A 22,129-nucleotide genomic window follows, 5' to 3' on the forward strand; every position below is an offset into this window, starting at 1 on the left:
CCCGGCGCGCAACAGATTGAAAATTCCGGAAAAGGGGGCGGTGACGCTCCCTTTTTCTTGTCCGTGCAAGGCGGCGGCAACAGGGTAGGCGCAAGGGAGGACATGACATGAAGCAGATTCTGGCCTTTGGCGACAGCATCACCTGGGGCAGCGACCCGCATACGGGCGGGCGCCACGGCTACCGCGACCGCTGGCCGGCGGCGCTGGGCGCGGGGCTGGCGGACGCCATGGTCTTTGCCGAAGGCCTGCGCGGGCGCACCACGGTTCATGCACGCAACTCGGCTTGTGTGGAGATGCGCGGCGATGCGGTGCTGCCGATGCTCTTGCACAGCCACGCGCCGCTGGACCTGGTGGCGGTCATGCTGGGCACCAATGATGTTTACGAGGGCCACGCCACCCATCTGATCCGCGACGGGCTGGAGCGGCTGGTGGAGATCATCCGCCACCACCCCTGGCGGATGCCGGAGGCGGTCTCGCCGCAGGTGCTGCTGGTGGCGCCGCCGCCGATGAGCCTTTGCGCGGATCCGGACCTCACTCCGGAGAAAGTGGCGCGATCCGAAGAGCTTGCCGCGGTGATCGCGCCGCTGGCGGACCGGCTGGGCTGCGGCTTCTTTGATGCGGCGCAGGTGGCACGGGCTTCGGACGCAGACGGCTACCACCTGGAGGCGGCGGACTCGCGGGCCCTGGGCGAAGCGCTGCGGGTGCCTGTGGCGGCGATGCTGGCGCTCTGAGCCTGCCTGCGCGCTCAGCCGTGTTTCAGCGGGTATTCATGGCCCGAGACCCGGTGGAACACCACAGCGATGGCCACCAGCGCCACGGCGCCGCTGAGCACAGGAAACAACAGGAAGGAAATCCCGGGATCGGTGGCAAAGACCACCAGCGGGTCGGCGCCCGCGGGCGGATGGGTCAGCCGCAGCGCCGCCATCAGGGCAATCGACAGCCCCACCGCCAGCGCCAGCGCCCACCAGGTATCCGGCAGCAGCGCGTTCAGCGTCAGCGCGACGGCGGTGGCCAGCACATGGCCGCCGACCACATGCGCGGGCTGCGACAGCGGGCTGGCGGGGACCGAGAACAGCAGCACGCAGCTGGCGCCGAAAGGGGCGATCAGCAGCAGCAGATTGGCGTGGGTGGTGAGCAGCGACAGAACCGCAATCGCCAGAAAGGCGCCCAGCCCGGCCATCACCACGGCGCGCAGCGGCGGATGCGGCAGCGCGCGTTTGAAGTATCTGTCCATCGCTTTCACCCATTGGTACCGGAACCCGTCCGGTAAAGCCTTGCTGCCGGGCGAATGCAAGGCAAGAGGGATTTGCGGCAGCCCGTGACGCGGGGGCGTCCGGCGGGCCGGCGGCCCGCCCAAGAGTTTTGAGGAAAACTCTTGGCAAATCTTTTACTGAAAAGATTTGGCGCCCGGCGGCGGCGGTTTGCGCAGAAAAACACCGGCCTGCCTTGACCCCGGCGGCGCGCCGGCACAGGTTAGCGCAAAATTTCCGGGCAGGACCCCTATATGGCCACGACACCTCCGCCGTTTTCCCGTTTCGAATGGATCATCGCCTGGCGCTACCTGCGTGCCCGCAAGGCCGAGGGCGGGGTCAGCGTGATGACCTGGATCAGCCTCATTGGCATCACTTTGGCGGTGTTCGCGCTGATTGCCACACTGGCCGTGCGCTCGGGCTTCCGGTCGGAATTTGTCGGCACAATTCTGGGCGCCAATGCCCATGTCACGCTCTATTCCTATGGCGAGGTGAACGAGGCCGGGGTGGTGGACCGCACCCTGAAGGATTACCAGACGCTGGCCGGTCAGGTGGCAGCGGTGCCCGGCGTCACCCGGGCCGCGCCGCTGGTCAAGGGCCAGGTGATGGCCAGCCGCCGCCAGCGCAATGCGGGTGTCGAGGTCTATGGCATCTCAACCGCCGACATTCAGGGCATTCCCGGTGTCGCGCAAAGCGAGGAGGCGATCGGCGACCTCTCCCGGTTCGGCGAGGGGCTGGCGATCGGCTCCGGAGTGGCGCGCGAGCTTGGCGTCACGGTTGGCGACAAGATCAAGCTGATCTCCCCCAACGGGGTCAAGACCGCCTTTGGCACCAGCCCGCGGGTCAATGCCTATGAGGTGGTCTATATCTTCACCGCAGGGCGCTGGGACATCGACCGCACCCGGGTCTATCTGCCCTTTGCGGAGGCGCAGGGCTTCTTCAACCGCGAAGGCGTGGCGGATGAGATCGAGGTGATGGTCGAAGACCCGGAGGGTGTTGATGCGATGGCGGCGGCCATCCTGCAGGCCGTGGGCGGCACCGCCGGCGTCTGGACCTGGCGCGATGCCTCGGGCGGCTTTCTGCGGGCCTTGGAGGTCGAGGACAATGTGATGTTCATCATCCTGTCGATCCTTGTCCTGATCGCGGCGATGAACATCGTCTCGGGCCTTATCATGCTGGTCAAGAACAAGGGCCGCGACATCGGAATCCTGCGCACCATCGGCCTCAGCGAAGGCTCCATCATGCGGGTCTTCTTCATCTGCGGCGCCTTCACAGGCGTTCTGGGGACGGTCTGCGGCGTGGTGCTGGGCTGCCTGTTTGCGCTTTACATTGATCCGATCTTCTCTTTCGTGAACTACCTGATGGGCGGCGGCGTCTGGGACCCGTCGATCCGCGGCATCTATGCGCTGCCGGCCGAGCTGAAGCTGGCGGATGTGCTCTCGGCCATTGCCCTGTCGCTGGGGCTGTCCTTTTTCGTGACCATTTTCCCGGCCCGCCGCGCGGCGCGGCTGAACCCGGTGGAGGCGCTGCGCTATGAGTGAGATCACGCTGGAGCTGAAGGGGATCACCAAATCCTATCTGCAGGGCACGCCGGGGCAGGTGGACGTGCTGCGCGGCGCCGACCTCACCCTGCAGGCGGGCGAGGTTGTGGCGCTGGTGGCCCCCTCGGGCGCGGGCAAGTCGACGCTCCTGCATATCGCGGGCCTGCTGGACACGCCGGACGGCGGCGAGGTGCGGGTGGCGGGCGAAGACATCACCCGCAAAGGCGACCGCCGCCGCACCCGGGTGCGGCGCCAGGAAGTGGGGTTTGTCTATCAGTTCCACCACCTGCTGCCCGAGTTCACCGCACTGGAAAACATCGTTCTGCCGCAGCTGGCCAATGGCGCGGCGCAGAAAGCCGCCGCCGCGCGGGCCGCTGAACTCCTGGGCACCGTCGGGCTGGGTGCCCGTGCGGATCACCGCCCGGCGGCTCTGTCAGGGGGTGAGCAGCAGCGGGTCGCCTTTTGCCGGGCGCTGGCCAATGCGCCGCGGGTGCTGCTGGCGGATGAGCCGACCGGCAATCTGGATCCGGGCACCTCGGACCAGGTCTTTGCGGCGCTGATGGAGCTGGTGCGCGGTACCGGGATGTCGGCGCTGATTGCCACCCATAACCTGGAACTGGCAGCGCGGATGGACCGGCAGGTGAAACTGGAGGATGGGCTGCTGGCGGCAGTGTAAGTGTTCTGCGCCCCAAGGGCGCAGAGCCTCCCCCTTCCGGCGGCAAAGCTGCCTGCCGGGCAGCGGGACGGGAGTATTTTTGGAAAGGTGAAAGCGGGACAGGCCGTGCTTGGCAGCGGGCGGTCCCGTCAGCCCGCCAGCCCGTTCAGGAACAGCTCTGTGTTGGCCGCGAGCCATCGGGTGCGGTAGTCCGGGTCATCTATCCGGGCGGGCTCGCCGCGGCTGCGGGCGCCGTTGGCCAGCATCACTTGCGTTGTCAGCCGGTCCATCACAAAGCCGGTGACCATTTCCCAGTCCAGCCGCGGATTCAGATACCCCTGTTCCGACGCCGCCGCGAGGAACCCGCCAAACCCGTTGGTGCATTTGGCCAGCGCCGGCGGTGTTTCCGGCTGCTGAGAAATGATCGCATAGACCAGCCGGTGCGCCAGAAGCGCGTTCAGGGTCTGCTCGACAAACAGTTCGAAGCGCACCGCAAAATCTTCCTGCGACTTTGGCGGGCGGGCGATCATCTGGCTGGGGACTTCAAACACGTCGGAAGAAAACTGCAGCACGATGGCGTCAAACAGCCCGTCCTTGCTGCCGAAGTAGTGGTGGATCATGTTCATGCTGGTTCCGGCCCGCGCGCAGATCTGCCGCACAGATGCGCCTTTGAACCCTTTTTCGGCAAACAGCTCGGTTCCCGCCTGCAGCAGCCGGCCGCGCACGCCGGCCGCTGCTGAGTCCGCTTCAGTCATCTTGTCCTTGGTCAAACTGGCCTCTCAAAAAAACATCTCCCGCCACTTGTACGGTGTGTAACAAGTGTTACACGGGGTGCATCAAACGATCTGCCAAGTCCGGCAGCCGTTCAACCGGGTTCACAATGTGCCAACGAAGTGGAGAAATCTATGAGAATTATCAAATCAGTAACCGTCAATCGCAGCGCAGATCTGATGTGGAGGATCGTCGCCGATGACTTTGACCAGGCCTACAAGTGGATGGGTTTTGTACATAAATCCTACCGGACTGAGGGCAGTGAACCGGTTCAGGGGGCTCCGATGGAGGGCCGGGTCTGCGAATTCACCGACAAACCCAACGGCCTGAAGGCGCGCGAGAAGATCCTGTCTTATTCGGCTGAAAACAAACGCCTTGTGTTTGACGTTGTCCCCGTCGACACGCCGCCGGTGTTCCCGGTGCGGGTCAATGTGGTGACGCTGACCGTGAAGGCTCTGGGCCGGGACCGGTCCCAGATCACCTGGGACTCCAATGTGTCCCTGACCGCCCTGGGGTACATGATCTATCCGCTGCTCAAGCGCGGTCTGGCAAAGAACTTCGGGACCATCATGGAGGAGCTGAAGGTGTTTGCGGAGAAGGACTATCCCGCAGTTGCGGCGGCCTGAGACCAAGGCGCCCCGCCTGCCGGGGCGCGCGCCGCGCTGTCCGCGGCCGCTGAGCGGATCTCTGCCGGGATTGCCGGACGGGCTTTGGCGCGGGGGCGGGCCTTGCTATCAGGTGGCCAAGCCTTAGCTTCCGGGCTAGGCTGGCATCAATTGCGCAAGGTAAAGGGCTGAGACGTGGCGAACTCCGTGATCGAAGAAGATGTGACCATCGAGGGCAATGTCACCTCGTCCCAAGGCAGTGTCGAGGTGCGCGGCCGGGTGGCGGGCGACCTGTCGGCGCAGGCCGTGACCGTGCATGCGGGCGGCGCCGTGGATGGCGCCCTGTCGGCGCAGTCGGTGACCGTCGAGGGCAAGTACAAGGGCAAGATCCAATGCGACGACCTGCGGCTGGCGGCCAGCTCGCAGGTGCAGGCGGATGTCTCGGCCAAGACCATGGCCACCGAAAGCGGCGCCCAGCTGCAGGGCAATATCAAGATCTCCGGCAAGGGATAGAGGCGCGCGCCGCAGCGGGCTCTCTCAGCCCTTGGCTCAAGTCAAGGAACTGAATATGCGTGATATTTCGGTGCTGTCCTTTGTCTCTATGGATGGTGTGGCCCAGGGGCCCATGCATCCGGACGAGGACAGGTCCGGCGGTTTCACGCAGGGCGGCTGGGCAGCGCCTTATGCCGGCGGCGTCATGCCGCGGGTTTTCAGCGAATGGATGCAGGGGCCGGTTTCCTTTTTGTTTGGCCGGAAAACCTTTGACGCGTTTGCCGCACACTGGCCCGGTGTTGAGGGTGACCCGGTCGCAGACCTGTTGAACGGGGCGAAGAAATACGTTGCCTCCAACACGCTGGGTGAGGCTGGCTGGGAGAACTCAGAAGTGCTCCCGGGCGATGCGATGGCGGCGGTCAGGGACCTGAAGGGGCAGGAGGGGCCAAGGCTGCAGGTGCATGGCAGTTGCGAGCTGGTTTCTGCGCTGCTGGCTCATGGCCTGGTGGATGAACTCCGCCTGGCCGTCTTTCCGGTTATTTTGGGAAATGGCCGGCGGCTGCTGGGTCCTGGGATGCCATCCTCGGGATGGGAACTGAAAGGGGCGTCAGTTACGGGCGGCGGCGTTCTGATGAACACATACCGCCGAACCTGAAATCTTTCGGTTGCGCGGCCCGGGTGATGCGGGAAAAAATCCGCTGGCCGGGCTGCAGCCTGCACTGCCGGGCTCAGGCCATCTGGGTGATCCAGACCCCCAGCGCCATCACCGAAATGCCCGCCGCGCGAGTGAGCGTCAGGGGGCTGATCTGGGCGCCGAACAATCCGAAATGGTCGATCGCCGCGGCGGAGATCAGCTGGCCGATCAGCACGAAGAACACCGCGTTGCCGACGCCGAAATGCGGCGCCACATGGGTGATCGACAAGACGTAAAAGGCCACCAGAACGCCCGCCAGCAACAGGTGTTTGGGCGCCGCCGGGATCTTGGCCAGGGCCTGGGGGCCGGCAATCAGCGCATAGGCGATGGCAGAGACCAGCGCGATCAGGAACAGCACCACGGCCGCCGAGGCGGGCGAGCCGATGAGCTTGCCCAAGGCGGCGTTCAGCGCTGCCAGCACCGGAATGCCAAGCCCTGCGGCCAGCATGATCAGGGCGTATTGGGTCATGGTCCTGCTCTCCCGGATGTGTTTTGCAGCCTTTGTGGACCAGGCACCGGGGCGGCGGCAAGCGCTACGTTGCGGCGGGCGGCCGTGATGCCGTCGCGGGGCGTCACCAGAATGTGTGTGGCCTTGTGCGCACGGACCGCTCTAGATGGGCGCCAGGGGTTGCGGCAGCGGGGGCATCATGATCGGCGCATACGGGCAGGGGCTGGCTGGCGGTGCAGTGCTGCTGGCACTTGCGGTCTGGGCCTTGCCTGCCCCGGCGGCAGCGCAGGGACGGGTGTTCAAGGATTGCCGCATTTGCCCTGAGCTGGTGGAGCTGCCAGCTGGGACCTTCCTGATGGGCTCTGCGCCGGAGGAGCCGGGGCGCGGCGGCGATGAAGGCCCGCAGCACCGGGTCACGGTGCCGCCGGGGCTGGCGGCGGGCCGGTTCGAGGTGACCTTTGACGACTGGCAGGCCTGCGCGGATGCGGGCGGCTGCGAGTATGTGCCCGGCGATGCCGGCTGGGGCCGGGGGCGCAACCCGGTCATTCATGTGAGCTGGGAGGACACCCGGGCCTATCTGGGCTGGCTGACAGAGATTACCGGCCACCGCTACCGCCTGCCGACCGAGGCGGAGTGGGAGTTCTTTGCCCGGGCGGGAACCGGAACCGCCTTTCACACCGGGGCGGAGCTGCCGGAGGAGGCGGCCAATGTTGATACCCGCAGCGCAAGTGATTTGCAGGCGCTGATGAGTGTAAGGGCGGTGGCCGCCGGGCAACATCCGCCCAATGGCTTTGGTCTGTACGATATCCACGGGAACGTCTCGGAATGGGTGCAGGATTGTTATGATGCCGGCGCCTATGCGGGTTTTGCCGGCTATCCGCAGGCAGTGCCCGAAGCGGCGGGCTGCCGCCGGGTGGCGCGTGGCGGAACATCGCATTACAGCGCAGCCTACGCCCGGTCGGCGAACCGCAGCTCCTTTGCGCCGCAGACCAGGTCGCTGGACATCGGTTTTCGCGTGGTCCGCAGCTTGCGGTAGGGCGCTGTGCCGGAATTCGGCACGAATTCCGGCCATGAAAAATCGATTTTTCATGGCCGTTTTCATTGTATGAAAACGGCGGCGGGTCAGTCGCAGATGCCGTCGAGCTCGGCATCTTTCCAGGGCAGATAGACATCCTGCGTGCGGCTTTGCGGCAGATCGCTGACCGGCATCGCAGCCGCCAGCATCCGGTGCAGCCGCCTGGTGCGGGCGGCCTGCGGCGCCAGGGCGCGGCAGCAGACGTATTCCTCGATGATCGCGCCCTGCTGTTCAAAACCGTAGCTGAGGAAATCCGGATCACCCTCGAGGTCGAACAGATAGGGGTCGCGCCTGTTGCCGTGTTCGGCGGCGGCGTGCAGCGGCGTGTACCCGGTGCGCCTGCGGTTCTGCCATTGCCAGACATGGGTGGCCTCATGCGCCAGCAGCATCGCCTCCACCAGGTGCAGCTTCTCCGGATACTCCGGCAGGTAGTTCTCCGTGTACCAGTCGCGGACAAAGAAGATCCGGTTGAACAGGGCCACGGCGGCGGGTTTGGAGGTGACGATCTCCTCCTTGACCGGCGGCAGGATGCGCTCGCGGCAGGTGACGCGGGGGCGGGGTGTGCGGCGGAAGGTGATGGCGGCCACCGGTGCGCCCTTGACCAGCCGCACCCTGTCCGCGTTCAGCTCCGCCCCATGGATCCCGGCCAGGTAGGCGCGCTCTGACTCCGTCAGCGGCCGGCCGCAAGCGGCGAGGAACAGCAAGCCAAGGAGCAGGAGGCGGATCATCCGTGCGCGCCGTCCCCTAGCAGCTCATCGCCAGCACGCGGCTGATTTCGGTGAGCGAGCGGCCGGATTGCTGCATCCAGGTATTGAACGCAGCCTGCACGGCCTTCATGGCGGTTTTGGAGCTGGCGGGTTTGTCGATCACCCCTTCAGCGATGAGGCGCGCGGTGACGTCCTGTGACAGGATGAAACTGTCACGCCCGGCAAAGCGCATGGCGTATTGGCCGGTGTTGCCGCCGAGCCGGGCGCCGCGCGTCTTGAGCATCTCCAAGAGGCCGGTGTAGTCGGCGGAGGGCCAGCCGCCCAGCACCGCGCCTGCGCCGCCCTGATCGCGCAGCTCCATCAGCAGGCTGGCGTTTGCCCGCACCGTGGCGAGCTTGGCGCCGTTCCGGACCACGCGGGTATCGCCGAGGATGGCGTCGAACTCGCGGTCGTCCATGAAGGCGCAAGGCCCCAGTTCGAAGCCGTGGAAGAGTTTCTCAAACCCGTCCCATTTGGCCTCAATAACCTTCCAGTTGAAGCCCGCCTGGAAGATGCATTTGGTCATCACCGACAGCCAGCGGTCTTCGGGCAGATTGGTTATATTGGGGTCGGGTTTGCCGAGCTTTTCTTCCAGCGCTGCTGCGCCGCCGTGGCGGTCTGCGGAAATGCCGTGGATTTCATCGAAGCTGCGCATGGAGAGGCCTCAGTGGGGTGCCGGGTCAGGTTAGCGGCGGGCGCGCAGCTCGACAATGGATTTGCCGAGGCGGAAGGGGGCGGCGAAGCTGACCAGGCACAGCGCGATGATCTGCAAGACAAGGATATGGGCGTTGTCCTGCAGGAACTCCCATTCCTCTTTCAGGGTGGCGACATGGCCGATCAGGTCGTCATAGGCGCGGGCGATGATCAGATAGTCGCCGGCAATCGCAGGCACCTTGCGGCGCATGTTGTCGACCGCGGCCTGGGCGGGGGCGTCGAGCGAGGTGAAGACCAGAAACGCCTCGGGGTCGAAGGCGCTGGCCTTGGCCTCCATTTCCTCCATCTCGTCCTGCTCCGTGCTGCCGCCGAACAGGAAGCTGAGGCCGCGCAAAGGGGCGACCTCATCCGTCACTGCGATGAACAGGGGCAGTTCGGCGTTGCCCGCGGTGGAGGCGGAGAGGAATTCGACCTTTTCGCAAAGGACGGCGATGTCGGCGTCATAGGCGGGATCGCAGAACCGCAGGCGGAAGCGGGCGGCGTCGCGGTCAAAGGCCGCGGTGGCGGCATAGGCGATGTCGATCTGGCGCTCCAGGCGGGATGAGTTGGCGGCGTAGATGCCCGAGATCACCGCCACCAGTGCGCCAAAGCCGCCGAGCAGCACCCAGACCAGATCAGCGAGCTTCCAGGCGCGGTGGCCTGCGGGTTTGCGGAACAGGAAGGCGGTGGCAACGAGGCCCGCAAAGAAGAACAGCAAGAGCAGCGGCAGCTGGTTGTCTGCGATGAAGGCCATGCCTGTTTTCCGTCGTTGAGGGTTCCGGCCTAACCATAAGAAGGGAAAGGGGTTTCAGGCAACAGGCTTCACATATGTGTCATGGAGCGGGCCGCAGGGGCCGTGCGCGAACAGGTTTCAGGCCGGGCGGAAGGCGGCTCCGTCCGGTGTCTGCTGCTTGGGGCCGTCTGGCCATATGTTCCGAAGCCGGTAAGAGGTGGCGGCGCCGCCATGACCCCATCGGGCCGGTGGCGGAGGGCCGGGCCGGGGGTCGCAAGCCCCCATGTCCGCTCGAAAGCTCTCTGTGCGGAAAACCCCTGCACTCGATGAAGAGGTGGTCTTGGGGGGTCCCGTATCTCCTGGTGGTGCGGGGTGTCAGTCCGCACCGGTGTCGCGACGGGTGGGAGTATGGCAGAGCGGGGTTAAGGGCGCGCAAGCGGGGCGTGCGGTGTTGGATAGGTTCGCGCAACACCCTTGACCGGGTCGCTTGCGGCCCGGTCTGCGCCTGCCGTTCATCGGGCTTTCGCCGCGCCGCTGGCGCGACGGTCCCTCTTCACCCCGGCAGGCGCATCCGCGCCCGCCCAGGCAGCCGCGGACCTGTCGTCGGATGCCTCCGGCGGGAGTATTTTGGGAAGGTGAAAGGGGGGGGGGCGGTGTGCCCATTGGGGACGTGAGGCGTTAGCCGCACGGCCCGCGCCTGACCTTCCCTCCGGGAGTTCGAACCGGTCCGCGCAGCGGCAAACGCTCCGGGGGAGCGTTTGAGGTTCGGACGGGCGGAGCCCTTCGCGCCGAACCGCGCAAATCAAAGAGCGGCGCTGGCAGGATGTCCCCTGGGACGTGGCGCGCAGCGGCACGGCCCGCGCCTGACCTTCCCCCGGGAAGGCGCATTCGCGCCCTCCCAAGGTCAGGCACGGGCCTTGTGTTGCGGCGGCTACCCAATCAGCTTCTTTCCAGCGGGATTCTTTCCATTGCGAACTTTAGTTTGGAAGGCGTTGCTTTAAAGAGCTGTACTTCGAGGGATTCGGTTAGAATATGAATATCGCTGGGTGCAATTCGAGATTGGTGCCCCAAGATAATTTCCTTTAGAACCATGTTGCTTCCGAATGGAAGGAAAGTGATTATTGAACTGGTATCGCTTTCGGTGTCGCCAGTAAACGCTCGATACTCTTCTTCGTATGCCCAGTGGTTTGACTTGGTGCGCATTGCGTAATCAATTTCATCATTGATTAGCTTAGTGTTGTCACCAGACAGGGCGGCTGAGTTGAATGCTCTAAACTCCTCTACATAGTCGATCTTTGTGAGGAAGTTTTGCGGCTTTGAAGTGAAGAACGATTTTTCGCTGGCTTCAAAGCCGAGACAAATGCCTTGATGATTGTCGGAGTAATTTGCCCACATTGATGGGCTCTCGCAGTTGGCACTAAATGAAACGAAGCCGCGATTTCTAGTGTGAGATTTCATCACTCTACGAAAGTGTTCACGGCTTTGGTCTGATGTGAAATGAAACGGACACATTTCAAACGGATCATTCGTCTCAAGCGGTTTCGAAACCTTGAGTCTACGGAAGGCAAGGGTTTCAAGAGCGTAACGAACGCCAATAAACTTAAATAACTTCAATCAAGTATCCCTCAAACATCCAGCTCCTCCACGAACTTCGCGTTCTCCTGGATATACTGGAAGCGGAGCTCGGGTTTTTTGCCCATCAGGCGCTCGACCAGGTCGCCGGTCTCGCCGGGCTCGTCCTCGTCGATGGTGACGCGGATCAGCTTGCGGGTGGCGGGGTCCATGGTGGTCTCTTTCAGGTCCTTGGCGTCCATTTCGCCAAGACCTTTGAAGCGGGAGACGTCGATCTTGCCCTTGCCGCCGAGGCCTTTTTCCAGCCAAGTGTCGCGCTCGGCCTCGTCCAGGCAGTAGACGCGTTTCGCCCCTTGGGTCAGGCGGAACAGCGGCGGGCAGGCGAGGTAGAGGTGGCCGCCGTCGATCAGCGGGCGCATCTGGGTGAAGAAGAAGGTCATCAGCAGCGAGGCGATATGGGCGCCGTCGACGTCCGCGTCGGTCATGATGATGATCTTGTCATAGCGCAGATCGTCAAGGTTGAACTTGGTGCCAAGGCCGACGCCAAGCGCCTCGCAGAGGTCGTTGATCTCGGCGTTTGAGCCGAGCTTGTTGGAGGCCGCGCCGAGGACGTTGAGGATTTTACCTTTGAGCGGCAGCAGCGCCTGGTTGGTGCGGTTGCGCGCACCCTTGCCGGAGCCGCCCGCGGAGTTGCCCTCGACGATGAACAACTCGGTGCCGGAGCGGTCCTTGGAGGTGCAGTCGGTGAGTTTTCCGGGCAGGCGCAGTTTCTTGGTGGCGGACTTGCGCTGGGTCTCTTTCTCCTGCTTGCGGCGCAGACGTTCTTCGGCGCGCAGAATGAGAAAGTCGAGGATGGCGCCGGCGGATTTGGTGTCGGCGGCGAGCCAGTTGTCGAAATGGTCGCGGACGGAGTTTTCGACCATCTTGGAGGCGGCCTCGGTCGACAGGCGGTCCTTGGTCTGGCCGACAAAGGCCGGGTCGGCGATGAAACAGGAGACCAGAGCGCAGCCGCCGGCCATCAGGTCGTCGCGGGTGATCTGGGCGGCCTTCTTGTTGCCGACCAGCTCGCCGTAGGCCTTGATGCCCTTGAGGATTGCGGACCAGAAGCCGGTGACATGGGTGCCGCCCTCCGGCGTCGGGACGGTGTTACAGTAGGACTGGGTGAAACCGTCGCGCGATGGCGTCCAGTTGATCGCCCATTCGACATAGCCCGGCTCGCCGAATTTCTCGCGGAACTCGACCTTGCCGGCGAAGGGCACGTCTGCGTAGACGGAGGATTTGCCAAGGACTTCGGTCAGGTAGTCCTTGAGGCCGCCGGGAAAGTGGAAGGTGGCCTCGGTCGGGGTTTCGCCGTCGTCAATCTCGGATTTCCAGCGGATTTCGACGCCGGAGAACAGGTAGGCCTTGGAGCGCACCAGGGTGAAGAGGCGCTTGGGCTTGAAGCGGTGGTGGCCGAAGATTTCCTCGTCGGCATGAAAGGTCACGAAGGTGCCGCGCTTGTTGGGGGCGGCGCCGATTTTCTCGACCCCTCCCAAAGGCAGGCCGCGGGAAAAGCGCTGTTCGAACAGTTCCTTGTTCTTGGCCACTTGCACGACCATGGAATCGCTGAGCGCGTTCACCACCGAGGAGCCGACGCCATGCAGGCCGCCGGAAGTCTGGTAGGCCTTGCCGGAGAACTTGCCGCCGGCATGCAGGGTGCAGAGGATCACCTCCAGCGCGGATTTGTCCGGGAACTTGGGGTGCGGGTCGATCGGGATGCCGCGGCCGTTGTCGGAGATGGTGACGGCGTAGTCGGAATGCAGCGTCACCTCGATCCGGTTGGCGTGTCCGGCCACCGCCTCGTCCATCGAGTTGTCGAGGATCTCGGCCACCATGTGGTGCAGCGCGCGCTCATCGGTGCCGCCGATATACATGCCGGGGCGCTGGCGGACCGGCTCAAGCCCTTCCAGAACCTCGATCGAGGAGGCGTCGTAAGTTTCGGCTGCAGGCGTGCTGAGGAGGTCGTCGGCCATGTGCGGGAGCTGCTCTTCCTTGGTGTTGATTGGCAGCCATTATGGCAGGTGTTGGGGCCGGGTGGAAGAGGGACACTAGGGGCTGTGGATAAGCTGGCGGAAAGGGAAGCCCGTCAACCGGAACGGTTAAACTTTGAATGAAAACTGCAACTGTGGTAAGGTGCGTCTGCATTAGCCAATCATCTTTAACTAGTAACCAATGGAGGGAGCCATGCAGCTTGCAAGGGCAATTTCCGTTTTCTTCGTTGTTATCGCGATGGCAACTCCGGCTGCAGCAGGACCGTCCTTTTCCAAGAAGGAAGTGAGGCAGTTGCTGACGGGAAACACGTATCCAGTGAGCAAGGGGGCAATGTATTTCGCGCCAAATGGAACCCTGGATGTCTTGTGGGATGGCAAGACGGAAACCACGGCCTGGAAGGTCAAGTCGCGGGGGCGGGTCTGTTATTTCGTGAAGATGTGGGGTGAGGAGGAATGCATCCGCTTTGAGAAAATCGACGCTGAGAGTTTCTATCAGGTCTTTGGCGACAAGAAGGTCAAGCGGATGTTCTCGGAACTGAAGGCGGGCAAAGCGTTTTGATCCTGCCGCTGTGCCGCAGCTGGGGTGGCCGCTCTCGATTGGAGAAAGGCGAATGTAGAATTCGGTTCTCCACCTGCGTCGATATTCTCCGTGCAGGTTGGCCTGCTGCAGTCTAAACCTGCGGCCAGCGAACGGCAGGAGGAGGGCGCGGAGGTGGCTGAAAAAGGGATCAGGACGCAGGATTGGGCGGCGTTCCGGGCTGAGGCGCAGCGGATGCTGGATGCGGCCTTGGATCAGATGCAGCTGGCGGCGGAGCGCCCCTGGCAGCCGGTGCCGGAGGATATTGATGCGCGCTATGCGGTGACGGCGGAGGCGCGGGGGCCGCAGGAGACCGTGGACCGGATTATCCGTGACGTGCTGCCCTACCATGGCGGCAACACCCATCCGCGCTTCTGGGGCTGGGTGCAGGGATCGGGGCTGGCCTCGGACCTGATCAGCTCACTGGCGGCGGCGGCGGTCAACGCCAATATGGGCGGGCGCGATCACGGTGCCAATTACATGGAGCGCGCGGTGGTGGACTGGACGCGCCGCAAGATGGGGATGCCGGAGGGGGCCAGCGGGCTGCTGGTCACCGGCACCTCGCAGGCCACGGTGATTGCCTTTCAGGCGGCGCGGCTGCGGGTTTTGAAGGCGTTGCGCAAAGAGGGGCAGGGCGCTGTGCGGCTGACTGCCTATGCCGGCGAGGGGGTGCATAATGCGACGCTGAAGGCGGTGGAGCTGCTGGGCATCGGCTCGGACAATCTGCGCAAGGTGCCTTTGGCGGGCGGGCAGATGGATTGCGGTGCGCTGGCGCGCATGGTGGCAGAGGACAAGGCCGCAGGCGCGCTGCCGTTCCTGGTGGTGGGCACTGCCGGGTCGGTGGACCTGGGGCTGTACGATGATCTGAACGCGCTGGCGGATGCGGCGGCGGAACTGGGGCTGTGGCTGCATGTGGACGGGGCCTTTGGCGCCTGGACGCGGATTGCGGCGGAGCCTTACCGGTCGCTCAGCGACGGGATCGGGCGGGCCGACAGCATTGCGCTGGATTTCCACAAGTGGATGTATGTGGGCTATGACTGCGGCATGGCCTTGCTGCGCAATGAGGATGAGCACCGGGCGGCCTTTGCGGCGCGGCCCTCGTACCTGGAGGGCGCCGAGCGCGGGCTGGCGGGCGGTGAGCCGTGGTTCTGCGATTACGGTATTGATCTGAGCCGCGGCAACCGTGCTTTGAAGATCTGGACCGCGCTGGAGACCTATGGCGAGGCGGCGTTTTCTGAGGCGATCACCGGCAATTGCGCGCTGGCAGCGTTTATGGCGGCCGAGGTCGGGGCGCAGCCCTTGATGGAACTGGGGGCGCCGGTGGTGTCGAACGTCTGCGTGTTTACCGCGCGCAGCGATCTGGCGTCTGCGGCGCAGTCGGAGGTGAATGCGCGGATTGCCCAGACCCTGCAGGAAAGCGGCGAGGCGGTGTTCTCGACCACGCGGTCGCAGGGCCGGGTGATGCTGCGGGCCGCGGTCACCAACCATCGCAGCCGCGAGGCGGATGTGCGGGCGGCCATTGCCGCGGTAGCGCGGGAGGCTGCGGGTTAAGTGCTGAGCCCCGCGCCTGCCTGGGCGGGCGCAGTGCGGAACCGGGATGCTTGGCATCCGGCGGGATAGGGAAGCAACGTTTCCCCAAGCGGAACCGTTGAACGCGCCTGCCGGGGGGGGCAGGCAGGCGCGGGGCGGCGGTGCCGCCTGGCATACGGATTGTGACGTTCGGTTTCTTCTTTCCTTGCAATGCGCAGGCGTTAGTCTCCCAGCCAAGCAATCAGGGAGAGAGACATGGCCTGGATCAGGACCGTTCCGTTTGAAGAGGCAACCGGCAAGCTGAAGAAGCTTTATGAGCGGGTGACGGGGCCGGGAAACAACGTCGACAACATCATGATGGTGCACTCCTTGCGGCCGCATTCGATGGAAGGCCATATGGCGATCTACAAGAATGTGCTGCACCACACGGGCAACAAGGTGCCGAAATGGTTTCTTGAAGTGCTGGGCGTGTGGGTCTCGTCGTTGAACGACTGCGCCTATTGCGTCGAGCATCATTTTGCAGGGCTGCAGCGGCTGTTGGGGGATAAGGCGCGCGGGCTGGCAATCCGGGCGGCGATCGAAGCGCGCAAGCCGGAAAGCGCGCCGCTTGAGCCTGCGCAAATCCTGGCGATGGGCTATGCCCGCAAGCTGACCGAGGCAGCTGCCAGCGTGAGCGAAGCGGATGTGGCGGCGCTGCGGGAGGCTGGTTTCGAGGACGGCGAGATTCTGGAGATCAATCAGGTGACGGCCTATTTTTCCTATGCCAACCGGACGGTTCTGGGGCTGGGATGCTCTACCCGCGGCGATGTGCTGGGGCTGAGCCCGAACAATTCGGAGAACCCGGACGATTGGGGGCATAAATAGGGGCGCTGCCCCTCGGCCCTGGCGGGCCTCACCCCGGAGTATTTTCAACCAGAAAGAAGCAGGCGGCCCGTTGGCTGCGCACCTGGTCCGCGGGTTGCCGGGCGGGTGTATCATGTGATCCATCGGTCCCGTCAAATCCTAGGGCAAGGCGCTGCATCCCGGGCCTGTGCGTGCTGAAACCTGCTTGCACCGCCAGCTAGCTGTTGCGGGCGCGCGGTGCAGGGCGTAGACCTTTGGGCATGAAGCGTTTTGGTCTTTTGCTTGCGGTTTCTCTGCTGGTCCCGGCGGCGGCTGGGGCGCATCCGCATATCTTTGTCGATACAGCGGTGAAGGCGGTTGTCTCGGACGCGGGCGAGTTGCAGGCGGTGGAGATCACCTGGGCCTATGACGAGTTCTATTCGCTGCTGATCTTCGAGGACCGGGCGCTGGACAGCGATTATGACGGCGCGCTGACGGCGGAGGAGCTGGCGCAGCTGCAGGGCTTTGACATGGCCTGGGTTGAGGGGTTCGAGGGCGATACCTATCTGACGCTGGGCGGTGAAGCGCTGGCGCTGGGCGCGCCGGAGCATTTGTCGACCGAGGTTTCGGACGGGCGGATCACCACCCGGCACCGGCGGGCGCTGTTGCGGCCGCAGGCGGCGGACGGGATGGTGATCAAGGCTTATGATCCGGCCTATTACACCGCCTATACGGTGAACCGGGGGCTGGAAGTCAGCGGCGGCTGCCAAGGCAGTATCACGCCGCCTGACCTGGATCAGGCCTATACCCTGGTGGAGGAGCTGCTCTATGCGATGCCTGCGGAGCAGGCTGAGGAGAGCTATCCGAAAGTCGGAGAAGCTTTTGCCGATACTCTGCGCTTGAGCTGCGGTGCGTAAGGTGAAGGTTTTATTAACAATAGCGGCGCTGGCCGTGGTGGCTTTGGCGGTCTGGCTTTGGGGCTTTGGCGGTGCTGGGGCGGTCTCTGCCTGGGCCGCAGACGGCCAGCGCGAGGCGCAGAATGCGATGGCACGAGGCCTCAGGGCCTTGCGGACGGGTGAGCCTGGGGCGCTGGCGGCGCTGTTGTCCTTGTGTTTTGCCTATGGGTTCTTTCACGCGGCCGGGCCGGGCCATGGCAAGCTGGTGATCGGCGGCTATGGCCTGGGCAAGCCTGTGCCCTTGATGCGGCTGGCGGGGCTGGCGCTGGCGTCTTCGCTGGCGCAGGCGGCCACGGCAGTGGTGCTGGTGGCGGGCGGGCTCATGCTGCTGGACTGGGGGCGCGAGCAGCTGACCAGCGCCGCCGAGGATGTGCTGGCGCCGCTGTCTTACGGGCTGATTGCGCTGGTTGGCGTGTGGCTGCTGGTTCGCGGCGTGCGGCGGCTGCTGGCAAGCCGTGCGGTTCCGGCGGCGGCGCACGCCGGGCATCAGCACCTTGGCCACTCCCATGACCATCATCACCACGGGCATGACCATGGGGACGGGGTCTGCGCTTCCTGCGGGCACCGGCACGGGCCGACGATGGAAGAGGCTGCAAGTGTCCATTCGCTGCGCGATGCGCTGGCGATTGCCGGCGCGGTGGCGCTGCGGCCCTGCACCGGGGCGGTGTTCCTGCTGCTGCTGACCTGGCGCATGGGCGTGCTGTGGGCGGGGATCGCCGGGGCTTTTGCCATGGGGCTGGGCACGGCGACGGTGACCGTGGCTGTGGCCGTTGCAGCCGTCACCATGCGCAAGGGGGCGCTGGCGCAGATGGAAGGCACCGGCGCGCTGCGGGCGGCGGCACTGTTGGAGATCCTGGCCGGGGCCGTTGTGGCAGTGCTGGCCAGCCAGATCATGCTGCGGGCTTTGTGAGGGGGTCGAGCCTTTGCCGCAGGCGAGCGGCGCCCTTTTGAAACTGATCGCCTTGCCGTTTGTCTTGGGCGCGGTATGGGTTTGGCTGTCCATCCGATGAACCCGGCATTGACATTTCCAAGCGACTTCCGGTCCCGCCTCTTGGGGAAAATGAGGCGCGTCTTTTGGAGCCAGCAGCCAACTGGATGGCTGTTGGCATTCTTCTGGCAATAGGGTTGACAATCTGGAGGGCTGGCCGGCAACTTCCACGTGCGAAGAAGTCAACGCCTAAGTAAGGAGTGTACCCATCCCAGGTTTGGTGAGAAACGTGCTGAGGATTATTAAGAAGATCCCTTTCAAGGTATGGATTTACCTGTTCGTCTTTGCCGGGATAACACTTTTTGTTTTCCCTTACGAAAGTGGAGACTTTTCAGCATCCAACTGGGGGTTTGTAACGCTCTTTGTTTTGGCCTCAGTGCAGGAAGTGGCGAAGGTGTTGAGGAAGTAGAGCAGCCGGGAGCCTTTGGGGGGCTTGGAGATGCCGGGACAGGCCTGACGGGGCAGCAGCTTACTAGTTGGCTGGATCAAGCATAGAAGAGAGTAATTCATGATCAAAAAAAATATTAACCCCGTACTGTCTCTTGCCTGTTTTGCGTTGCTCGCGGCGTGCGGCGGCGCGCCTGCCAGCAATGAGCTGCAATTCGACAATGACGGGAATGGCCGGTTCAGCGGCAGTGCTGGTGCCGACTGGACGGCACAGGAGATCAGGGCACACGCCTCTAGCCATGTATGCGGCAATGGTTCTGTTGGGGAATTCAACGTCTCCGTGTTGCCGTCTGCACCGCAATACAAGATTTTTTCCGGCACTTGTGCTTCAGGGGGAGGCGGCTTGGCACTTGCGGAAACAGGGCAGAACACCGTTGTGACTGCGCCGTCAGTATCGACGGTACCGGTAGCGACGCCAGCGGGGAACAGTGCGGGTTGGGACGGTTCCACCCCGTTTGTGGATTGATATGCGGGCATCTCATCGGCGTGCCGCGCAGTGGGGAAGCGGGGGCGAGGAAATTAGGCCTTGCCCAATGCATCCACCTATGGAGTAGGCTTAGTTGAACTCGAAGCCGCTATTTATCGTTTTTGGTGTCTTCGTCTTGTTGGTTTTAACAATTGCGGTCGCTATTGGAGGAACTGCACTTGCCTCTGCCGTGGTCCCTGGAAACTCTTACAAAGAAGGGTATCTGGGGCTGGTTTTCCTTGTTCCAGTTTTCTGGTTGTGGAAACGGTTTCTTGCTTGGTGCGGCTTGAAGCTGAAATAGATGCAGCCATCCATGAAGCCTCACTCCGACAAAGCCCCCTCCAGCATCGCAAACAGCGGCGACAGGGTCAGATGCGCCGACATCAGCGCGGCCATCGGGGCGGCTTGCTCTTGCTTGGTCATCTCGTGCCAGAGGGTCAGCGACTTGCGGCGCAGCTGGGGGCCGTGGGGATGCGCTTTGCCATAGGGGGAGGGCACACGCTTCAGCTCGGGCTCCTTGGCGGGAAAGCCGCCAAGCGCCAGCACGCCGAGGAGCGCTGAGGCCTCGTCGCCCCATTCGCCGTCCAGGGCTTCGCGCCAGCGGGGGAGCTGCTCCTTGCTGAAGCCCATGATGCCGCCGCCGGCGGTGCAGTAACCGGGGGCGATGCCGAAGAACAGAGCGCAGCCGGCGCCGTTCACGGTCCACATCATGTGCAGATGGGTGTTGTAGGGGGGCTTGTCCTTGGAAAACCGCACATCGCGCTGGGGGCGGAACAGCTTGGTTGCGACCTTGGCGCCGCTGCGCTTGGAGATTGCCTGCGCGACCTCGTCCAGAAGCAGCAGCGACGGGGATTTGAGCTGTGTCTCATACTGTTCCTTGTGATCTTTGAACCACTCCCGGCTGTTGTTCTGCTGAAGCCCGGCCAGAAAGCGGCGGGCATCGGGGATCAGCTGGGCGAAAGCGTCGGTCATCAAGGGGGCTCCTGCGAGGTGTGGACCTTGTGCAGATTACTACCACTGACCTGTGCACTGGCAAGGGAACTCTGCCCTTGCGGGGGGCTGCGGGCCGTCATATGGCTGGCAGTATGAGTATGTTAGCGACCAAAGTTTCCGGGATGTCCGTTGGCGGCCATGCCCGTGCGATTGCCGTGCTGGGCCTGCCGCTGATCGGCGGCCATGTGGCACAGTTTGCCATCGGCCTCACTGATACCGTCATGCTGGGCTGGTACGGGGTGGCGGAGCTGGCGGCGGTGACGCTGGGCTCAACCTATTTCTTCTCGATCTTCCTCTTGGGGTCGGGTTTTGCCTTTGCAGTGATGCCGATGGTGGCGGCCGCTGCCGGGGCCGGGGAGGAGCGGCAGATCCGCCGTTCAACCCGCATGGGGCTGTGGCTGTCGCTGGTATATGGCGCGCTGGCGGTGCCGCTGCTGTGGTGGTCGGAGCCGATCCTGCTCATGCTGGGGCAGGAGGCAGGGGTTGCGCATGATGCGGCGGAGTACCTCAAGATTGCCGGCTGGGCGATTTTCCCGGCGCTTTTGTACATGGTGGCAAAATCCTATCTGGCGGCGCTGGAGCATACCCAGGTGGTGCTGTGGATGTCGGTGCTGGCGGCGGTGCTGAATGCGCTAGTGAACTATGCGCTGATCTTCGGCAACTGGGGGGCGCCGGAGCTGGGGATCACCGGGGCGGCGGTGGCCTCTTTGGTGACCAATGGCGTGTCGTTCGCGCTGGTGCTGGCCTATGCGCTGAAGGTGCTGCCGGAGCATGAGCTGCTGAAGAACTTCCAGCGCCCCGACTGGGAGATGCTGGGCAAGGTGTTCCGCATGGGGACGCCGATTGGCCTCACGACGCTGGCCGAGACCAGCCTGTTTGCCGCCTCGGCGATGATGATGGGCTGGCTGGGCACGGTGCCGCTGGCCGCCCACGGCATTGCGATCTCCTTGGCGGGGCTGACGTTCATGGTGCATCTGGGCCTGTCCAATGCGGCCACCGTCCGGGTGGGCAATGCTTTTGGCCGTCAGGACCGGGCGCATATGGCGCGCGGCGGCAAGGTGGTGACGGCGATGTCGCTGGCGGTTTCGGTGGTGGGGGTCACGTTGTTCCTGACCATTCCCGACCCGCTGATGTCGCTGTTCCTGGACCCGGAGGATCCGCGCAAGGCAGAGATCCTGCTGATCGGTGCAGGCCTGTTGGCGGCGGCGGCGCTGTTTCAGATGATGGACGGGATGCAGGCGATTGCGCTGGGTCTGCTGCGCGGGGTGCAGGACACCGGCGTGCCGATGGTGATCGCGGTGCTGAGCTATTGGGCCGTGGGCATTCCGGCTTCTTATGTGATGGGGTTCGTGCTGGGCTGGGACGGGGTTGGCGTCTGGGCGGGGCTGGTGGCCGGTCTGTCGGTTGCCGGGCTGTTCCTGATGCTGCGGTTCTGGCGGCAGTCGATCAAGCTGGTGGGGCAGGCCGCGTGATGCGCGCGGCTTGACCGCTTGCGCAGCCCCGGGCAAAGTTTCTGAAGAGTTTGTATTCATTCAGCAAAGAGGCCGTTCCCGATGATGACCGACGACGACAGGCGCCTGCTGCGGATTGCCTATGAGGAAGCCAGGGCGGGGTTTGACGAGGGCGGCTGCCCGATCGGCTCAGTTCTGGCGCGGGACGGCCAGGTGGTGGCGCAGGGGCGCAATCAGCGGGTGCAGAAGGGCGATCCGATTGCCCATGGCGAGATGGACGCGCTGCGCAAAGCCGGGCGGCAGAAGACATACCGGGACACCGTGCTTTATACCTCGCTGTCGCCCTGCATGATGTGCAGCGGCACCATCGTGCAGTTCGGCATTCCCCGGGTGGTGATTGGCGACACGCAGAACTTTGGCGGCAACGAAGAGTTTTTGCGGTCGCGCGGTGTTGAAGTGGTGATTGCCGATGATCCGGACTGCATCGCGCTGATGCAGCGGTTCATCCGTGAAAAGCCGGAGCTGTGGGCGGAAGACATCGCAGAGTGACAGCTTGTGCTGGCGAAACCGTGGCATTTTGCGTCGGGTTTCGGG

Annotated in this window: 24 protein-coding genes; 15 read left to right on the forward strand and 9 right to left on the reverse strand. The window is 64.0% G+C overall.

Translation table 11 applies throughout. From position 1 onward, the window contains the following. The first annotated feature begins 107 nt into the window (after positions 1–107). Positions 108–731 carry a GDSL-type esterase/lipase family protein gene (locus ACXAEH_RS02580; protein ID WP_475030931.1) on the forward strand — a complete coding sequence of 208 codons (624 nt, stop codon included), beginning with the start codon at positions 108–110 and terminating at the stop codon, positions 729–731. A gap of 14 nt (positions 732–745) precedes the next feature. Here the strand turns inward: ACXAEH_RS02580 and ACXAEH_RS02585 are convergent, their stop codons facing one another. Beyond that, complete coding sequence (locus ACXAEH_RS02585; RefSeq protein ID WP_475030932.1) at positions 746–1,234, reverse strand: HPP family protein; 489 nt, start codon at positions 1,232–1,234, stop codon at positions 746–748. 270 nt (positions 1,235–1,504) lie between these two features. Here ACXAEH_RS02585 and ACXAEH_RS02590 point away from each other — a divergent pair, with 270 nt between their 5' ends. Both ACXAEH_RS02590 and ACXAEH_RS02595 read left to right on the forward strand, forming a co-directional pair. Then, on the forward strand, positions 1,505–2,791 hold the full coding sequence (locus tag ACXAEH_RS02590) for a lipoprotein-releasing ABC transporter permease subunit (protein ID WP_475030933.1): 1,287 nt from the start codon (positions 1,505–1,507) through the stop codon (positions 2,789–2,791). Next, the gene (locus tag ACXAEH_RS02595; protein WP_475030934.1) at positions 2,784–3,467 is read left to right on the forward strand and encodes an ABC transporter ATP-binding protein; all 684 of its coding nucleotides are present in this window, start codon (positions 2,784–2,786) and stop codon (positions 3,465–3,467) included. Before ACXAEH_RS02590 ends, ACXAEH_RS02595 begins: the two co-directional genes overlap by 8 nt. 128 nt (positions 3,468–3,595) lie before the next feature. Here the strand turns inward: ACXAEH_RS02595 and ACXAEH_RS02600 are convergent, their stop codons facing one another. Continuing rightward, positions 3,596–4,201: a TetR/AcrR family transcriptional regulator gene (locus ACXAEH_RS02600; RefSeq protein ID WP_475030935.1), complete on the reverse strand. Its 606-nt coding sequence runs from the start codon at positions 4,199–4,201 to the stop codon at positions 3,596–3,598. A 150-nt stretch (positions 4,202–4,351) separates the two neighbouring features. Here ACXAEH_RS02600 and ACXAEH_RS02605 point away from each other — a divergent pair, with 150 nt between their 5' ends. From ACXAEH_RS02605 to ACXAEH_RS02615, 3 genes are all read left to right on the forward strand, one after another. Then, positions 4,352–4,843 carry an SRPBCC family protein gene (locus tag ACXAEH_RS02605; RefSeq protein ID WP_475030936.1) on the forward strand — a complete coding sequence of 164 codons (492 nt, stop codon included), beginning with the start codon at positions 4,352–4,354 and terminating at the stop codon, positions 4,841–4,843. 174 nt (positions 4,844–5,017) lie between these two features. Continuing rightward, on the forward strand, positions 5,018–5,335 hold the full coding sequence (locus ACXAEH_RS02610; protein ID WP_475030937.1) for a bactofilin family protein: 318 nt from the start codon (positions 5,018–5,020) through the stop codon (positions 5,333–5,335). Between the two features lie 55 nt (positions 5,336–5,390). After that, positions 5,391–5,969, forward strand: a complete 579-nt coding sequence (locus ACXAEH_RS02615; RefSeq protein ID WP_475030938.1) for a dihydrofolate reductase family protein — start codon at positions 5,391–5,393, stop codon at positions 5,967–5,969. 73 nt (positions 5,970–6,042) lie between these two features. On the opposite strand, the gene ACXAEH_RS02620 is transcribed toward ACXAEH_RS02615, so the two are convergent. After that, entirely contained in the window at positions 6,043–6,477 is a 435-nt protein-coding gene (locus tag ACXAEH_RS02620) for a DMT family transporter (RefSeq protein ID WP_475030939.1), read from the reverse strand. Between the two features lie 178 nt (positions 6,478–6,655). On the opposite strand from ACXAEH_RS02620, the gene ACXAEH_RS02625 reads away from it, so the two are divergent. Further along, positions 6,656–7,492: a formylglycine-generating enzyme family protein gene (locus ACXAEH_RS02625; RefSeq protein WP_475030940.1), complete on the forward strand. Its 837-nt coding sequence runs from the start codon at positions 6,656–6,658 to the stop codon at positions 7,490–7,492. 86 nt (positions 7,493–7,578) lie between these two features. Here ACXAEH_RS02625 and ACXAEH_RS02630 read toward each other — a convergent pair whose 3' ends face one another. From ACXAEH_RS02630 to parE, 5 genes are all read right to left on the reverse strand, one after another. Continuing rightward, complete coding sequence (locus ACXAEH_RS02630; RefSeq protein WP_475030941.1) at positions 7,579–8,259, reverse strand: hypothetical protein; 681 nt, start codon at positions 8,257–8,259, stop codon at positions 7,579–7,581. A gap of 16 nt (positions 8,260–8,275) precedes the next feature. Beyond that, positions 8,276–8,932, reverse strand: a complete 657-nt coding sequence (locus tag ACXAEH_RS02635) for a DNA-3-methyladenine glycosylase I (RefSeq protein ID WP_475030942.1) — start codon at positions 8,930–8,932, stop codon at positions 8,276–8,278. 30 nt (positions 8,933–8,962) lie between these two features. Further along, positions 8,963–9,724: a hypothetical protein gene (locus ACXAEH_RS02640; RefSeq protein WP_475030943.1), complete on the reverse strand. Its 762-nt coding sequence runs from the start codon at positions 9,722–9,724 to the stop codon at positions 8,963–8,965. Between the two features lie 918 nt (positions 9,725–10,642). Further along, on the reverse strand, positions 10,643–11,317 hold the full coding sequence (locus ACXAEH_RS02645) for a DUF2971 domain-containing protein (RefSeq protein ID WP_475030944.1): 675 nt from the start codon (positions 11,315–11,317) through the stop codon (positions 10,643–10,645). A gap of 11 nt (positions 11,318–11,328) precedes the next feature. Further along, the gene (parE, locus tag ACXAEH_RS02650) at positions 11,329–13,287 is read right to left on the reverse strand and encodes a DNA topoisomerase IV subunit B (RefSeq protein ID WP_475030945.1); all 1,959 of its coding nucleotides are present in this window, start codon (positions 13,285–13,287) and stop codon (positions 11,329–11,331) included. A 211-nt stretch (positions 13,288–13,498) separates the two neighbouring features. On the opposite strand from parE, the gene ACXAEH_RS02655 reads away from it, so the two are divergent. The 6 genes from ACXAEH_RS02655 (at position 13,499) to ACXAEH_RS02680 (ending at position 19,091) form a co-directional block, all read left to right on the forward strand. Beyond that, positions 13,499–13,864 (forward strand): hypothetical protein, encoded by a 366-nt coding sequence (locus tag ACXAEH_RS02655; RefSeq protein ID WP_475030946.1) that lies wholly within the window; start codon positions 13,499–13,501, stop codon positions 13,862–13,864. A 153-nt stretch (positions 13,865–14,017) separates the two neighbouring features. Continuing rightward, on the forward strand, positions 14,018–15,433 hold the full coding sequence (locus tag ACXAEH_RS02660) for a pyridoxal phosphate-dependent decarboxylase family protein (protein ID WP_475030947.1): 1,416 nt from the start codon (positions 14,018–14,020) through the stop codon (positions 15,431–15,433). Between the two features lie 234 nt (positions 15,434–15,667). Further along, complete coding sequence (locus ACXAEH_RS02665; protein ID WP_475030948.1) at positions 15,668–16,276, forward strand: carboxymuconolactone decarboxylase family protein; 609 nt, start codon at positions 15,668–15,670, stop codon at positions 16,274–16,276. A gap of 239 nt (positions 16,277–16,515) precedes the next feature. Further along, positions 16,516–17,151, forward strand: coding sequence for a DUF1007 family protein (locus ACXAEH_RS02670; RefSeq protein ID WP_475030949.1), 636 nt, complete (start codon positions 16,516–16,518; stop codon positions 17,149–17,151). 1 nt (position 17,152) lies between these two features. Continuing rightward, positions 17,153–18,100 carry a nickel/cobalt transporter gene (locus ACXAEH_RS02675; RefSeq protein WP_475035506.1) on the forward strand — a complete coding sequence of 316 codons (948 nt, stop codon included), beginning with the start codon at positions 17,153–17,155 and terminating at the stop codon, positions 18,098–18,100. A gap of 586 nt (positions 18,101–18,686) precedes the next feature. Next, on the forward strand, positions 18,687–19,091 hold the full coding sequence (locus ACXAEH_RS02680) for a hypothetical protein (protein WP_475030950.1): 405 nt from the start codon (positions 18,687–18,689) through the stop codon (positions 19,089–19,091). Positions 19,092–19,412: 321 nt separating this feature from the next. Here the strand turns inward: ACXAEH_RS02680 and ACXAEH_RS02685 are convergent, their stop codons facing one another. Continuing rightward, the gene (locus tag ACXAEH_RS02685; protein WP_475030951.1) at positions 19,413–20,063 is read right to left on the reverse strand and encodes a TIGR02453 family protein; all 651 of its coding nucleotides are present in this window, start codon (positions 20,061–20,063) and stop codon (positions 19,413–19,415) included. 119 nt (positions 20,064–20,182) lie between these two features. Here ACXAEH_RS02685 and ACXAEH_RS02690 point away from each other — a divergent pair, with 119 nt between their 5' ends. Both ACXAEH_RS02690 and ACXAEH_RS02695 read left to right on the forward strand, forming a co-directional pair. Further along, positions 20,183–21,556: an MATE family efflux transporter gene (locus ACXAEH_RS02690; protein ID WP_475030952.1), complete on the forward strand. Its 1,374-nt coding sequence runs from the start codon at positions 20,183–20,185 to the stop codon at positions 21,554–21,556. Between the two features lie 84 nt (positions 21,557–21,640). Continuing rightward, positions 21,641–22,084: a nucleoside deaminase gene (locus ACXAEH_RS02695; RefSeq protein WP_475030953.1), complete on the forward strand. Its 444-nt coding sequence runs from the start codon at positions 21,641–21,643 to the stop codon at positions 22,082–22,084. Positions 22,085–22,129: the final 45 nt, after the last annotated feature.

The organism is Leisingera sp. ABM4_060 (assembly GCF_056158765.1).

Coding starts and splice junctions, on each gene's coding strand:
- ACXAEH_RS02580 (WP_475030931.1), top strand. CDS start 108: ATGAAGCAGATTCTGGCCTTTGGCGACAGCATCACCTGGGGCAGCGAC.
- ACXAEH_RS02655 (WP_475030946.1), top strand. CDS start 13,499: ATGCAGCTTGCAAGGGCAATTTCCGTTTTCTTCGTTGTTATCGCGATG.
- ACXAEH_RS02585 (WP_475030932.1), bottom strand. CDS start 1,234: ATGGACAGATACTTCAAACGCGCGCTGCCGCATCCGCCGCTGCGCGCC.
- ACXAEH_RS02665 (WP_475030948.1), top strand. CDS start 15,668: ATGGCCTGGATCAGGACCGTTCCGTTTGAAGAGGCAACCGGCAAGCTG.
- ACXAEH_RS02680 (WP_475030950.1), top strand. CDS start 18,687: ATGATCAAAAAAAATATTAACCCCGTACTGTCTCTTGCCTGTTTTGCG.
- ACXAEH_RS02635 (WP_475030942.1), bottom strand. CDS start 8,932: ATGCGCAGCTTCGATGAAATCCACGGCATTTCCGCAGACCGCCACGGC.
- ACXAEH_RS02620 (WP_475030939.1), bottom strand. CDS start 6,477: ATGACCCAATACGCCCTGATCATGCTGGCCGCAGGGCTTGGCATTCCG.
- ACXAEH_RS02590 (WP_475030933.1), top strand. CDS start 1,505: ATGGCCACGACACCTCCGCCGTTTTCCCGTTTCGAATGGATCATCGCC.
- ACXAEH_RS02625 (WP_475030940.1), top strand. CDS start 6,656: ATGATCGGCGCATACGGGCAGGGGCTGGCTGGCGGTGCAGTGCTGCTG.
- ACXAEH_RS02670 (WP_475030949.1), top strand. CDS start 16,516: ATGAAGCGTTTTGGTCTTTTGCTTGCGGTTTCTCTGCTGGTCCCGGCG.
- ACXAEH_RS02685 (WP_475030951.1), bottom strand. CDS start 20,063: ATGACCGACGCTTTCGCCCAGCTGATCCCCGATGCCCGCCGCTTTCTG.
- ACXAEH_RS02695 (WP_475030953.1), top strand. CDS start 21,641: ATGACCGACGACGACAGGCGCCTGCTGCGGATTGCCTATGAGGAAGCC.
- parE (WP_475030945.1), bottom strand. CDS start 13,287: ATGGCCGACGACCTCCTCAGCACGCCTGCAGCCGAAACTTACGACGCC.
- ACXAEH_RS02615 (WP_475030938.1), top strand. CDS start 5,391: ATGCGTGATATTTCGGTGCTGTCCTTTGTCTCTATGGATGGTGTGGCC.
- ACXAEH_RS02605 (WP_475030936.1), top strand. CDS start 4,352: ATGAGAATTATCAAATCAGTAACCGTCAATCGCAGCGCAGATCTGATG.
- ACXAEH_RS02640 (WP_475030943.1), bottom strand. CDS start 9,724: ATGGCCTTCATCGCAGACAACCAGCTGCCGCTGCTCTTGCTGTTCTTC.
- ACXAEH_RS02690 (WP_475030952.1), top strand. CDS start 20,183: ATGTTAGCGACCAAAGTTTCCGGGATGTCCGTTGGCGGCCATGCCCGT.
- ACXAEH_RS02595 (WP_475030934.1), top strand. CDS start 2,784: ATGAGTGAGATCACGCTGGAGCTGAAGGGGATCACCAAATCCTATCTG.
- ACXAEH_RS02600 (WP_475030935.1), bottom strand. CDS start 4,201: ATGACTGAAGCGGACTCAGCAGCGGCCGGCGTGCGCGGCCGGCTGCTG.
- ACXAEH_RS02630 (WP_475030941.1), bottom strand. CDS start 8,259: ATGATCCGCCTCCTGCTCCTTGGCTTGCTGTTCCTCGCCGCTTGCGGC.